The sequence below is a fragment of the Streptomyces sp. NPDC060031 genome (genome assembly GCF_042736805.1).
Classification (GTDB): Bacteria; Actinomycetota; Actinomycetes; order Streptomycetales; family Streptomycetaceae; genus Streptomyces.
This window is the reverse complement of sequence record NZ_JBHWVM010000141.1, coordinates 1-13,374: the sequence shown is the minus strand read 5'-3', so window position 1 is coordinate 13,374 and position 13,374 is coordinate 1. Positions and strand designations below refer to the sequence as shown.

At 71.2% G+C, this 13,374-nt stretch carries 12 protein-coding genes; 9 read left to right on the top strand and 3 right to left on the bottom strand.

Annotated features, from left to right (window positions below):
* The first annotated feature begins 559 nt into the window (after nt 1-559).
* From ACFWB8_RS35085 to ACFWB8_RS35060, 6 genes are all read left to right on the top strand, one after another.
* Nucleotides 560-1,906 (top strand): hypothetical protein, encoded by a 1,347-nt coding sequence (locus ACFWB8_RS35085; protein WP_385236720.1) that lies wholly within the window; start codon nt 560-562, stop codon nt 1,904-1,906.
* Entirely contained in the window at nt 1,906-2,559 is a 654-nt protein-coding gene (locus ACFWB8_RS35080; protein ID WP_385236717.1) for a hypothetical protein, read from the top strand. Before ACFWB8_RS35085 ends, ACFWB8_RS35080 begins: the two co-directional genes overlap by 1 nt.
* A gap of 141 nt (nt 2,560-2,700) precedes the next feature.
* Nucleotides 2,701-4,056 (top strand): phenylacetate--CoA ligase family protein, encoded by a 1,356-nt coding sequence (locus tag ACFWB8_RS35075; RefSeq protein WP_385236714.1) that lies wholly within the window; start codon nt 2,701-2,703, stop codon nt 4,054-4,056.
* A gap of 119 nt (nt 4,057-4,175) precedes the next feature.
* Entirely contained in the window at nt 4,176-6,359 is a 2,184-nt protein-coding gene (gene rfaE2 / locus ACFWB8_RS35070) for a D-glycero-beta-D-manno-heptose 1-phosphate adenylyltransferase (RefSeq protein ID WP_385236711.1), read from the top strand.
* Complete coding sequence (locus tag ACFWB8_RS35065) at nt 6,356-7,330, top strand: NAD-dependent epimerase/dehydratase family protein (RefSeq protein ID WP_385236708.1); 975 nt, start codon at nt 6,356-6,358, stop codon at nt 7,328-7,330. Before rfaE2 ends, ACFWB8_RS35065 begins: the two co-directional genes overlap by 4 nt.
* A gap of 55 nt (nt 7,331-7,385) precedes the next feature.
* The gene (locus ACFWB8_RS35060; protein WP_385236705.1) at nt 7,386-7,976 is read left to right on the top strand and encodes a D-glycero-alpha-D-manno-heptose-1,7-bisphosphate 7-phosphatase; all 591 of its coding nucleotides are present in this window, start codon (nt 7,386-7,388) and stop codon (nt 7,974-7,976) included.
* A gap of 489 nt (nt 7,977-8,465) precedes the next feature.
* On the opposite strand, the gene ACFWB8_RS35055 is transcribed toward ACFWB8_RS35060, so the two are convergent.
* A complete protein-coding gene (locus ACFWB8_RS35055) occupies nt 8,466-8,633 on the bottom strand; it encodes a hypothetical protein (RefSeq protein WP_385236703.1) in 168 nt (55 codons plus the stop codon).
* Between the two features lie 22 nt (nt 8,634-8,655).
* On the opposite strand from ACFWB8_RS35055, the gene ACFWB8_RS35050 reads away from it, so the two are divergent.
* Entirely contained in the window at nt 8,656-8,985 is a 330-nt protein-coding gene (locus ACFWB8_RS35050; RefSeq protein ID WP_385236701.1) for a hypothetical protein, read from the top strand.
* On the opposite strand, the gene ACFWB8_RS35045 is transcribed toward ACFWB8_RS35050, so the two are convergent.
* Together ACFWB8_RS35045 and ACFWB8_RS35040 are read right to left on the bottom strand one after the other, a co-directional pair.
* The gene (locus ACFWB8_RS35045; RefSeq protein WP_385236699.1) at nt 8,931-10,277 is read right to left on the bottom strand and encodes an NtaA/DmoA family FMN-dependent monooxygenase; all 1,347 of its coding nucleotides are present in this window, start codon (nt 10,275-10,277) and stop codon (nt 8,931-8,933) included. The genes ACFWB8_RS35050 and ACFWB8_RS35045 overlap by 55 nt on opposite strands.
* A gap of 15 nt (nt 10,278-10,292) precedes the next feature.
* Nucleotides 10,293-11,342 (bottom strand): LLM class flavin-dependent oxidoreductase, encoded by a 1,050-nt coding sequence (locus ACFWB8_RS35040; RefSeq protein ID WP_385236696.1) that lies wholly within the window; start codon nt 11,340-11,342, stop codon nt 10,293-10,295.
* 573 nt (nt 11,343-11,915) lie between these two features.
* Between ACFWB8_RS35040 and ACFWB8_RS35035 the strand changes: the two genes are divergently transcribed.
* Nucleotides 11,916-12,446: a nucleoside 2-deoxyribosyltransferase domain-containing protein gene (locus ACFWB8_RS35035; protein WP_385236693.1), complete on the top strand. Its 531-nt coding sequence runs from the start codon at nt 11,916-11,918 to the stop codon at nt 12,444-12,446.
* A gap of 17 nt (nt 12,447-12,463) precedes the next feature.
* A complete protein-coding gene (locus ACFWB8_RS35030) occupies nt 12,464-13,213 on the top strand; it encodes a JmjC domain-containing protein (RefSeq protein WP_385236690.1) in 750 nt (249 codons plus the stop codon).
* The last annotated feature ends 161 nt before the right edge of the window (nt 13,214-13,374 follow it).

Below are 13,374 nucleotides of genomic sequence, written 5' to 3'. Positions count from 1 at the left end.
CCCCGTTCAACCGGAGCTTCGTTGCGTACGTGACGGGCGGCCCGACTACCTGACCTGCGAACTCACGCGATCATCAGGACTTTGAAACGCCCCTGACCCTCGGGCGGGTTGAAGTACAGACCGACGACGTCGTAGACCTTCTCCACAAACAACGGCTAGTACTCCAGCCGGAGATCGAGGTCGACGGCGGTGACACGGATCGGTGAAACGCTCCGGGCCCGTCCGTACACGTTCCTGAGCAAGCATCAGGAAATCCTTGTGGGCATCGAGCCGGGCGCCTTAGTTTCGAATCGTCTCGACCGAGAGACGAAATTCCAACGGGCCGGGCGGCGCACACCCGAACGGTTTCCATCGGAATTCACCTGTCACCCTGCTTGGAGTAATCGTGAGCGACATTCAGAAGGCCGATGCGGCGACCACGTCGGACGAATTCGACGTCGAGGTCAGCGACGAGGACCTGGAGGTCGTCTCGGGCGGCCTCGAGCGCATCTGACGTCCGTCCGGGCCGGGTGTCGGCGCACGCCGCCGGCACCCGGCCCTCGTCCGCAAGGGGGACCGTGTGTCGAACCTGCCGAGCGATCTGGCGCGCGACTTCCAGGAGTTGCGCGAGCGCATCACCCGCAAGGCGTCGTCCGCCTGGTTCCGGGAGAAGCGTCAGGAGATCGAGAACCTGGCCCCCTACGACCCCGGTCGGGGGCGTGAGCGCCTCGATCACCTGCTGACCACCGCCGCGCGGCGGGTCCCGTACTACCGCGCCCTGCACGATCGCGAACGGCTGAGCCTGGGTGACTTCCCGCTGACCCGCAAGGAAGATCTGCGCGCGCACTTCGTCGACTTCATCAGCCGCGACGCGACGGGCCTGATGGCCCCCGGCGCGTTCTTCCTCACCCAGACCAGCGGCAGCACCGGCCAGCCCGTCACCCTGCTGTCCACCGCAGAGACCGGCGGCCTCTCGAACAAGGTGGTCCGCGAGCGGTTCAGTGCCTTCCTCGGCCTGCCGGACACCGGGGCCGTCCTCAATATGGGGCTGCTCTTCCCCGGCACCCCGCTCCTCGAACCGGTGATGCTGCCCCGCCCCTACGTCAAGTGCAACCTGCGCGGCTACGACCCCGACGCGCCCGACGTCGTCGCCGACTACGAGGCTGTGGTCGGCCGCTTCCCGGTCGACGCGATCACCGGCTCCTCCAGCCGCGTCATCGCCCTGGCCCGGTACTGCCTGAGCCGGGGCATCACCCTGCGCCCGCAGGGCGTCGTCGCCACCTACGAGCACATGCCCGACAGTGGCCGCCGCATCACCGAGGAGGCGTTCGGCCGTCCGGTGACCATGCTGTACGCGACGTCGGAGACCGGATACGCGGCCTTCGAATGCGGGCAGCGGCGGATGCACTTCCAGGACGACCTGGTCCTGCCCGAGATCGAGCCGGTCGGCGACGAGGGGGCGGGCGCCATATCCCTGACGTCCCTGCTCTCCACCCCCATGCCGATCATCCGCTACGTGACGGGCGACCTCGCGCCCCGGCCCGTCGACTGCGGGTGCGGCCTGCCCGGCACCGTGACCGACGCCCTCCTGGGCCGGGCCCGCAACAGCCTGGTCGGCCTCGACGGATCGCTCTACTCGCCTTACGCGCTGCTCGCCGCGCTGGCCGCCGCCGGTCTGCCGGACTTCCAGGTCGTCCAGCACGAACCCGGCACGCTCGACCTCGTGACCGTCGGCCCGGTGGAAGCCGCCGCGGACTGCGTGCGGGACGTCAACAGGGGGCTCGACGCGCACTTCGGTGCCCGGCAGGGCTTCCGCCTGCGCCACCGACCGCACCACGCCTTCCGGTTCACCGCGAGCGGCAAGCGCAACCCCGTGGTGCAGCGATTGCAACTGCCGGACGCTCCCGAACGTTCGGCCTACCTGTAATGGCCCGCGGTGACACCCGGGCCGTCTGGGCCGAGCCGCTCGGGGAGTCGGTTCCCTTCGCGCACGAGGGGCCGACCAACGGCGGCGGCGTCGTCCTTCCCGGGCAGACCGACGACGTTTCCAGGTGGGTGACGAGAGAACAGATGCGGTGCGCCGTGGAACGCGGCGACCCCACGGCCCTGTGGTACTACAGCGGTACCTACCGGGGGAAGCCGGTCGAAGGGGTGGCGAAGGCCACGGCCGAGAAGTACGGCGGGCAGACGATGATGATGCTCATCGAAGAGCTCGGCCTGCCCACCCCGTACTACTGCGACTACTCCGAAAGGGCCGCGGCCTTTTGGCGGCGCGCCTCCGTGGGATTCTCCGAGGCTGCGCGGGGCGAGGTGCGGATCGTCCTCGGCGACGCCGTCAGGAGGGGAAACACCTGGCAGCGGGTGGAATGCCCGGTGCTCATGGCGAACCCGCGCGTCACCGCCGTCCTGTGGGCCCGGCCGGGCGCCCGCTTCCGCAAGTTCCTGGACACGGGGCAGTCCGATCCGCGCGATCACCTCCCCGACGGAGTCACCGTGCAGGAGCCGTTGCCCCATTTCCCGGCCGGGTCGGCGGCGGAACAGGGCCTCGTCCGGGGCCTCGTCCGGGCGTCCGTGGCATGAATCGATGACACCTTCCTCCCGTCGTTCGGCACGCTCCGGAGCAAGTGCGAGAAGGGCCTTGTCGACGCTTCCCGGGGCGGCCTAGGTTCGGTTTGTCTCGCCGAGAGACGAATTCGCGAAGAACCGATCTGGAGGGCCGCGTTGAATTCGCCGAACGACCTCGCCCACGACCTACGGGACATGCGCGCACGGATGGCGCGCAAAACCCGATCCTCCTGGTTCCGGGAGAAGCGCCAGGAGATATCGGAACTGGCCGCGTACGACCGGGGCCAGGACCGGGGCGCCGAGCGCCTGGGCCGGCTGCTGTCCACCGCCCAGGAGCGGGTGCCCCGCTACCGTGCGCTGCGCGACCGGGAGCAGGTGGAGCTGAGCGACTTTCCGCTGACCCGCAAGGGCGATCTGCGCGCCCACTTCTTCGACTCCATCAGCCGTGATGCGACGGGCCTGATGGAGCCCGGTCGCTTCTTCCTCACCCAGACCAGCGGCAGCACCGGCCAACCTGTCGCCCTGCTCTCCACCGCGGAGACCGGCGGCCTGTCGAACGACGTGGTCCGGGAGCGCTTCAGCGCCCACCTCGGCCTCCCGGACAGCGGAACGGTCCTCAACGTGGGACTGCTCTTCGGCGGCACGCCGCTGCTCGAACCGATGATGCTGCCGCGCCCCTACGTCAAGTGCAACCTCGGCGGCTTCGACCCCGATTCGCCCGGGATCGTCGCCGACTACGAGGCCGTGGTGGGCCGACTGCCGGTCGACCTGGTCACCGGTTCGTCGAGCCGGGTGATCGCATTGGCGCGCTACTGCGCCGACCGCGGCATCAGTCTCCGGCCGCAGGGCGTCGTCGCCACCTACGAGCACATGCCCGACAGCGGACGCCGCCTGGTCGAGGAGACCTTCGAATGCAAGGTGACGATGCTCTACGCCACGTCGGAGACCGGATACGCGGCCTTCGAATGCGGACGGCGGCGGATGCACTTCCAGGACGACTTCGTCCTGCCGGAGATCATTGCGGCGGGAGACGACGAGGTGGGCGAGATCGTCCTTACCCAGCTGCTCTCCACCCCCATGCCGGTGATCCGCTACGTCACGGGCGACCTGGCGCCCCGGCCCACCACCTGCGACTGCGGACTCCCGGGGACGGTGACCGACGGCCTGCTCGGCCGGACCGGGAGCAGCCTCGTCGGGATCGACGGGGCGGCCTACTCGCCGTACGCGCTCCTCGCCGCGCTCTGTGCGGCCGGGCTGCCGGACTTCCAGGTGGTGCAGCACGAACCCGGGCTACTCGACCTCGTCACGGTGGGTGCCCGGGCCGACGCGGCGGTGACGGTGCGATCGGTGAACGCGCGGCTCGGCGAGCACTTCGGGACCCGCGGGGGATTCCGCCTCAGGCACCGGCCGGAGGCCGGTTTCGTGCTCACAGCGGGCGGCAAGCGCAACCCCGTGGTCCAGCGCCTGGAGGTCGAGCAGGCCCCGGAACGCACCCGGTACATCCACTCCTGAAGAACGTGTCGGCCGGGCACGACCACCGACGCCACCGGCCGCACCGGCCCCGCCCCCGCTCCCGCCCCGACCCGGCCCCGCCCCGAGCGGTCGCCGTCCGAACGACCTGGAGATCCCCCGTGACAGGCGCGCCCGAAGTCCAGCAGCAGTCGCAGCCGCTCGCCAACGGCACCGACCACATCGAGCACCTCCACCGGGCGCTCGACCTGCTGGAGGTCGAGCGGATCCAGGCGTGGGGGAACGAGCTGGCCGCGCGGCTCCAGCGCGGCGCGCGCCTGCTGGCGGCCGGCAACGGCGGTTCGGCGGCCGAGGCCCAACACCTCACCTCGGAGCTGGTCGGGCGGCTGCGGGACGACCGCCAGCCGTTGTCGGCGATCGCCCTGCACGCCGACACCTCGGCGGTCACGGCCATCGGCAACGACTACGGGTACGACGAGGTCTTCGCCCGCCAAGTACGGGCCCACGGCCGCCCCGGCGACGTCCTGCTGCTGTTGTCGACGTCCGGCCGCAGCGGGAACCTCCTGCGGGCGGCCGGGGCGGCCCGCGAGCGGGGCATGACGGTCTGGGCCCTCACCGGCGCCGCACCGAACCCGCTCGGCGAACTCGCCGACGAGGCCGTCCGCGCGCACGGTCCTACCGCAACCGTGCAGGAATGCCACTTGGTGGCCGTGCACGTCCTGTGCGCCAGTGTCGACATCGCGCTCGGCGTCTGCCCGCCGCTGACCCGCGCGGGCGGGCGCCTGCTGTTCGCAGGCAACGGCGGCTCAGCAGCCGAGGCCCAGCACCTGACCTCCGAGCTGGTCGGCCGATTCCGCGCCGAACGGGCGCCGCTGTCCGCGATCGCGCTGCACGCCGACTCCTCCTCGGTGACCGCCATCACCAACGACTACGGGCCCGAACCGACCGCCCCCGCGGACGAGAAGCCCCAGGGCATCCGCCGCCTGGTGGTGGTCGGTGACGTGCTGCTGGACCGCGACATCGCCGGCACCGCCGACCGGCTTTCCCCGGAGGCCCCGGTCCCGCTCATCGCCGACGCCCGCACCACCGACCGCCCCGGCGGCGCCGGACTGGCCGCCCTTCTGGCCGCCCGGGAACCGGGCTGGCACGTCACCCTGGTGTGCGGCCTCGGGCATGACGCGCCCGGGGCACGGGTCCGCGCCCTGCTGGACGAGGCAGGCATCGAAGTCCTCGACCTCGCCACCAGCGGCACCACCCCGGTCAAGACCCGCGTGCGCGCCGCCGACCGCACCCTGCTCCGCTACGACACAGCTGCCGGCCCGCTGCCGCTCGGCCCGCTTCCCGACCCGGTCCGCACCCGGCTCGCCGAAGCCGCCGCCGTGCTCGTCTGCGACTACGGGCGCGGCATCACCTCCCACGACGAACTCCGCCAAGCCCTCACCGACGCTGCCGCGGGCCGCCCCCTGGTGTGGGACCCCCACCCCAACGGCACCGACCCGGTGCCGGGCACGGCCCTAGCCGTCCCGAACGCGGACGAAGCCCTCTTGCGTTCCGGCGTCCCCGGGCCACGCGATCTGGCGGGCGACACCGCCCGCGCCGTTCAGCTGCTCGCCGCGTGGCCGGTCAAGCAGATCGCCGTCACCCGAGGCCGCGACGGCGCGGTCCTGGTCGCCGACGCCGACGGCCACCCGCTGGCTGTCCCGGCCCGCCCGGCCTCCGGGGACACCTGCGGGGCTGGTGACCAGCTGGCGGTTACCGCGGCCGTGATGCTCGGGACCGGACGGCTGCCCTCCCACGCCTTGGCCGCGGCGGTGGACGCCGCGACCAGCTACGTCCGGGCCGGTGGCCCCGCCGGCCTGACCACCCCGCCAGCGTCCGGCCAGCCGGACCCGCTGGAAGTCGCCGCGCGGGTCCGGGAGCGCGGCGGGAAGGTTGTGGGCGCTGGCGGCTGCTTCGACCTGCTGCACGCCGGACACCTCTCCCTCCTCGCCCAGGCCCGCCAGCTGGGCGAGGTCCTGATCGTGTGCATCAACAGCGACGCCTCCGTCCAACGGCTCAAGGGCGCGGACCGCCCGGTCGTCGGCGAACAGGAGCGGGCAGCCCTCCTGGAGGCCCTGGACTGCGTGGATGGCGTGCTCGTCTTCGGTGAGGACACCCCCGAGAAGGTGCTGGCCGAGCTCCGCCCCGACATCTGGGTCAAGGGCGGCGACTACGCGGGCCGGCGGATCCCCGAAGCGGACCTGGTGGAGAGCTGGGGAGGCGAAGTCGTCACCGTGCCCTACCTGGACGGCTACTCCACCACCACCCGGATCGACCGGCTCACCCAGCAGGCAGGTACCCGGTGACCCACAACGTGTTGGTCACCGGCGCGGCCGGCTTCATCGGCCGGCACACCGTGTCCGCCTTCCGCCAGGCCGGGCACCAGGTCACCGCCATCGACATGCGACCCGCCCCAGCCCACCTCACCCGTTCGGCCCGCTGGTACCGCGGCGACTTCGCCGCCCCGGCCCTCCTCGACGCGATCGCCACCGGCCGCTACACCACGGTCGTGCACCAAGCGGGGATCAGCGACACCCGAGCCCCCGCCGGACCCGAACTGGAGGAGACCAACACCGAAGGCCCCCTCCGGCTCGCCGCCGCCTGCCGCACCGGCGGCGCCCGCCTGATCTACGCCTCCTCCCACTCCGTCTACGGCACCCTCCACCACCGCGCACCGATCGCCGAAGACGCGGACACTGACACCACCCGCTGCTCCGGCCCACTGAACCCGTACGCGGCCTCCAAGCTGGCCCTCGACCAGCAGATGCGCGCCCGACACGGCCCCGACCTGAACTGGGTAGGACTGCGCTACACCAACGTGATCGGCCCCGACGAGGGCGACAAAGGCCCGATGGCCTCGATCCTGTCCCAGCTCCTGCGCCAAGCCGCCAGCACGGGGCGGATCCGTGTCTTCGACGACTCCCTGACCGCCGCCCGCGACTACATCCCCGTCGAGACCGTCACTGCCACCATCCTCCAGCTCGCTACCGTCCAGCCCCCCGTACCTGCCGCGGTCTACAACCTCGGCGCCGGTGTGGCCGTCTCCTTCGCCGACATCGTCCAGTGGTGCGCCCGCCTGCACCGCGAGGCCACGGGCTCGCCCCTGCTTGCCGAGCTCGTTTCGAACCTGGTCACCGCGGCCTACCAGTACTTCACTTGTGCGGACATGACCGCGCTCGACAAGGTCCTGCCCGAGAGGCCTACCGTGTCGGCAGTGTCCGTCGAAGCCCGCGCCGCCGAGCTGTTCAAAGCCTTCCGCAGCTGTGCAACGGGCTGAGTCGACCGTCCCCGGGCCCTCCGCCGACGTCGTTCCCCGGCCGTGGCGGCCGGCGGTGTTCCTCGACCGCGACGGCACCCTCACCGAGCCCCGCCACTACCCCGCCCACCCCGACGAACTGGTCCTCCAGCCAGACATCGGCGCCCCCCTGCGCGCCCTCCAGAACGAGGGCTATGCCCTGGTCGTCGTCACCAACCAAAGCGGACTCGCCCGCGGGTTGCTCGACACCGCCATCCTGGACGCGATGCACGACCGGCTCCGCGGCCTCCTTGACCGTCATGGGGTCCACCTCGACGGCATCTATGCCTGTTCTCACCATCCTGATGGCACGGTGCACCATTACCGCAAAGTCTGTGCCTGTCGGAAGCCCGCCCCCGGCATGCTCTACCAAGCCGCCCACGACCTTGACCTCGACCTCACCCGATCGTGGACGGTAGGCGACTCCGCCTGCGACATCGGCGCCGGCCACCGGGCCGGAACCCGCACCGTACTCGTTGGGTCCCGGTCTTCCGATGCCGTCCCGCACCTGCACGGTGCGACGACATCCGACGCGCTCTGGCAACTATGCCTGTCCCTCCTCGGGACGTCGTGCCGGAGCCCTTCTCCGTACCGCCCGCACGACCGCCCCGAAACCAGAGGCACATGACCGCAGGGTCGCCTCCCCGGCACATCCCGAAATTACCAATCTTGAAAGCGGCGCGCTTTCCATAGCAGGGTATCGACTTCCGCGACCTTGGACCGCTGCCGGCTCCGCTAGGCCCGCTCGGGTTGCAGGACGGATATGGGATGTCCTGGCCCCAATGAGAGCTGAGCGGTGCGCGCGAGCCAACTGGTGATCAAGGTGTGGGAGCGACGGCAATGACTGGTGCGTCTGGTGGTGCAGTCGCACTGACCGGGGGTCGCATCTCTGGAAATCTTCGAGAAGCAGGATTTCCTTGGCGCCCCGAAATACCTGGGACAGGTGGACGGTAAAGACATCCTCAGCTATATCGAGGGCGATGTTCCGGCGAAATTCCAGCCCTGGTCCAACGACCAGGTGCGGGCAGCGGCTCGTCTGCTGCGTGGGATGCACGACGCCACGCGGGGAAGCGATCTGGCCGGCCGATTCGACGTGGTATGCCACCATCGACTTCGATCAGGCTGCTCCGCGGCAGGCGGCGCGGCCGCCTGGACGGCGGGTGCCGCGGCCGCAGGAGCGGCCGCCGAACCGGCCGACCCGCTGGCGGTGGTCGCCCGGGTGCGCGCTGCGGGCGGCACGGTGGTGGCGACCGGCGGCTGTTTCGACCTGCTGCACGCGGGCCACGTGGCCCTCCTCGAAAGCGCCCGTGGGCGGCTGCCTGGTGGTGTGCCTCAACGACGACGACTCCGTCCGTCGGCTGAAGGGACCGCAGCGCCCGGTCGTCACGGCCTCGGACCGGGCGGCGGTGCTGGCCTCGCTGGCCTCCGTGGACGGGGTGGTGGTCTTCGCGGAGTCCACTCCGGCCGAGGCGCTGAGCCGGATCAGGCCCGACGTCTGCGTCGAGGGCGGCGACTACAGGGTGGACGACCTGCCCGAGGCGGCCCTGGTCGAGGGCTGGGGTGGCCGGACCGTGATCCTGCCCTACGTCGACGGGCGGTCGACCACCCGGACGGTCGACAAGATACTGCTGGACTGATGCCCGGTGGGCGCCGGGAGCCCGAAGTGTCCGCGCAGGGTGCGGCCCGAGTACTCGGTGCGCAGGACGCCGCGGTCCTGGAGCTCGGGCACCACCCGGTCGACGAACTCGTCCAGTCCGCCGGGGGCGTACCGGGGCACCAGGACGAACCCGTCGGCGCCGTCCGACTGGACGTAGTCGTTCATCTGCTCGGCCACGCGGGCGGGCGTGCCGATGAAGGGCCGGCCCGCGGTCAGCTTCATCACGAGCTCCCGGATGCCCAGGCTCTGCTCGGCGGCGAGGGCCCGCCACTTCTCCGCCCGGCGCGTGCGCACTGCGGCGTCGGCCAGCCCCGGCCACTCGGGCGGCGCCGCTTCGGGATCGGGGTCGATGTCCGGTAGCGGTCCGTCGGGGTCGTACGCCGACAGGTCGCGTCCCCAGGTGCGCTCCAGGTACCAGACGGCGAGCTGCGGGCTCACCGCCCGGCGTTGCGCGAGCGCGGCGTTCGCCCTGGCGTCCTCGTCGCAGTCGCCGAGGACGAACGACACCCCGGGCATGATCTTCACGTGCTCGGGGGCGCGACCGTGGCGGGCCACTCGGCGCTTGACGTCCGCGTAGAAGGCCTGACCGGACAGCCCCAGGTGACGGCTGTAGATCATCTCGGCCGTCGCGGCCGCGAACTCCCGGCCCTGCTCGGAGTCCCCCGCCTGGATGGTGAAGGGGTGGACCTGGGGGCAGGTCGGTACGGTGAACCGTCCGTCGATGCGGAAGTGCGGCCCTTCGTGGTGGAACCGGGTGGCCCCGTGCGGCCCCCAACCGCCCCACAGGGTCCTGGCGACGTCGATGAACTCCGCCGCCCGCAGGTAGCGGTCCGCGTGCGGGAGGTAGCCGCCGCGGCGGAAGTTCTCGCCCGTCCAGGCGTCCGGCGTGGTCACGACGTTCCAGCCGCACCGGCCACCGGAGAGGTGGTCCAAGGTGGCCAGCTTGCGCGCCACGTCGAAGGGCTCGTTGAAGGTGGCGTTGACGGTGGCGGCCAGCCCTATCCGGTCCGTTACGGACGCCAGCGCCGACAGCACGGTGATCTGGTCCAGCTGACCCGCGACGCCGACGTCGGAGACCTGGCCGCGGTGCTCCACCAGGCGCGGGAAGTCGGCGAGGAGGAAGGCGTCGAACTTGCCCCGCTCCGCGGTGCGGGCCAGGTGGGAGTACGAGGCGAAATCGACCTGGCTCCCGGCGCGCGGATCGCGCCAGGTGGTCATGTGGTTGACGGGGAAGAGCGCGGCGAGGTGCACCTGCTTGACGGGCTTGTTCATGGAGGGGGCCGCCTTTCAGGCCGAGAACACGTTCGGGGCCTTGGCGGGCAGGCCGAGCCGCGCGCGCAGGGTCGTTCCCCGGTGCGGGCGGAGCCAGGACCGCTGACGCAGGACCGGGACGACCTCCGCGGCGAACCGGGACAGCGTGGTGGGCAGGAACGCGGGGCGCAGATGGAACCCGTCGAGGTCCCCGGAATCCCACATGTCGCCGAGCAGGTGGGCGAGTTCGACCGGCGTGCCGGCGAACCTGGAGCGGCGCGACGCGGCGTCCCCGGTGCGACCGTCCCAGTCGGACACGCCGTGGTCGCCGGAGAACAGCACCTCCAGCTCGCCGATGACCCGGGTACGCGCTCTGACCCGTGCCCGGGCTGCCCGGGCGTCCGCGACCTCGACGAACACCATGTCGGCTCCGGGGGCGGGGGCCCGGTGTCCGCGCGGGTCGAAGTCGACCGCGAGGACGGGATGGCCCTGCGGCGGCCGCGGTACGTTCGCCGGGCCCTTGATGCGGAAGTGAGGTCCGGCGTGTTCGATGTGGCGCAGTTTGGACCGGTCGAGGAAGCGCCCGGTGGCCACCTCCCTGATCTCCGCACCGTCCTCCCAGCTGTCCCAGAGTTTGGTGACCGCATCGGTGAACTCGGCTTGCTCTGCGTCGAGTTCATCCGCCCCGGCTGCGGATTCGGGTCCGAAGTGCGCGGCCTCCGCCGCCGCGGTGACCACGCGCCGGCGCCAACCGGCCCGGCCCTGGCTGATGTGGTCGAGCGTGGCCAGTGCCCTGGAGACGTGGACGGGTTCGCAGTACGTGGTCGTCACCGTGGCCAGCAGGCCGATGGTGGTGGTCAGCGGAGCGATTCCGGCGAGCACGGTCACCGCGTCCTGGCGCCCCAGGGCGGCGCAGGGCCCCTCCGGGATCGCCATGGAGTCGTCCAGGGTCACGAAGTCGAGACCACCGCGTTCGGCTTGCTGTGCGAGCCGTCGTTGGCGCTCGGGGTCCAGTGGATCGCCGGGGGAATGCCACCGGGAGTCCGGATGGCAGCCGGTCGCGTCGATGGCCATGCCGAGGAACATCGGGGAGCTCCTCTCGAAGAGCGGTTCACGGGCTGGTGGTTGACGGACGGGCGCCCCGTCGATCGGGGACTGCCGCTGGGCCCGCAGCCTAGGCCGGGAGCGCCGGCCGACCGGGCTTTCCGGGAGAAGGGCAGCGCATCCGTCCGAGGCGGCCGGGGCAATTGCACGGATCGGTGAAACGGTGGAGTCATGGCCGTGCAAGCAATGGAGCAACTGTCGAAAAGGGCTTGTCGGCCACTTCGGGACGCCCTTAAGTTCGACCCATCCCACTCGAGGCAACTGATTCTTCGGAATTTCAGCTTGCTCGTCCCGTGAGAAGGAGAAGAACATGAGCGACACCCAGAAGAACATGCCGGAGACCGCGTCGCAGGAGACCTCCCCCGAGGTCGACGACGAGGACCTGGAGGCGCTTTCGGGTGGTCTGGAAGTCATCTGACTGTCACGTTCCTGGTCGTGTACCGGCGGCGAGTGCCGCGGGTGCACGACCAGTTCCGTTTGGGGCCCTGCGTGCCGTGGTGCGGGCAAGGCTTCGCTTCCTGAATTCCCCGCGTCCCCGCCACCAGTAGAGAGCGCATGATGAAGGCCGCACAGGTGCGAGTCATCGAGTCCATGCAGGAATACGCGCCCCGGGCCGAGGAGAGGAGGATCTTCCTCGCCGGCGGAATGCACAATTGCCCCGACTGGCGCCACGACGCGATATCCGCCTTCCGTCGGGCCTGGCCCGGAGCCGGCGCCGACCGGTGCTCCTTGGCCCTTCTCAGTCCGCGCCGGGTCATCTCCGACGCGTCCGGCTTCAACGAGGCCATGGTGAGCTGGGAGCACCGGCACTTGGCCTTGGCGCACCTGGTGCTCTTCTGGTTTCCGAGCGGAAATGCCGCGCGGCCGGAACAGCCCATCGCGCTCTACGAACTGGGAGCGGCAGCCGCCACCGGGCGGATGGTCGCGGTGGGCGTCGAGGACGGGTACCGGCGCCGCCCGGACGTCCTGGCGCAGCTGCGCTGCGCGCGACCGGGCCTGGAGGTCCACGGCGACCTGCGCTCCACGGTGAGCGCCGCGGTGGCGGCGCTGTGCGCCGAGTCCCGTCCGCTCCGCAGTGTTTCGTGAGAGAAAGTGAGCCTCTGATGGATACCCTCCGCTCGTTGGTGGGAGACCCCGAGCCGTTCCTCGCGGCCGCGTGGCGACGTGAGGCCCGGGTGCTCGGTCCGGGCGTGCCGTACGCCCGCCCGGTGACGCTGGCCCACCTGGACGCCGCGCTGACCGGCGGCCTGCTCCGCAGGCCCTATCTGGAAATGGTCCACGGCGGACGGAACCTGGAACTGGGTGACTTCACCACCCCGCGAAGGGTCGGTGAACACGAGTTCCCCGGATACGCCGACGCGGACAAGGTGCTGCGGAGGATCTCCGCGGGAGCCACCCTGCTGATGCGCAACATCGAGCACTGGCATCCGGGGGTCGCTGCGTTCTCCGATCAGTTGGGCGCCGAACTCGGCCGTCCCGTCGAGGCGTTCGTCTTCGTCACGCCCTCGGGGGAACAGGGGCTCGGTTCGCACCGCGACGATGCGGACGTCTTCGTCGTACAACTGCACGGCAGCAAGAGGTGGCAGGTGCACGGCGTCCCGGGGGACGACGCGTGGGAGGTCGGATACGCGTCGGAACCGGGGCCGGTGGCACTGGAGACCACGGTGGAGCGTGGGCAGGTGCTCTACATCCCGCGCGGAGCACCGCACTCGGCCGTCGGCCGGAGCGGCGGTCTGTCCGTGCACCTGTCGCTGACGGTGCGCAGGCCCGGCGCCGACGCTCCGGGCGACCCGGTGGCGGACGCGCCGGTCGCGCCCTCGCTGGCGGCGCTGGCGGCCGCGCTCGACGGCTGAGGAGCAGGAAACCCCGCGCGGGCGCGGGCGTGAGGAACGGTCGTGCCGCTGTCGGCACGGCCGTTCTGTCGTTGTGTCGTTCGCGGGCTGCGGTTCGCGGGCCGCGGACGTGAATGGCGCCGCCGGATAGTGCTGCGGCGGCCGACGGGCAGGACGCAGTG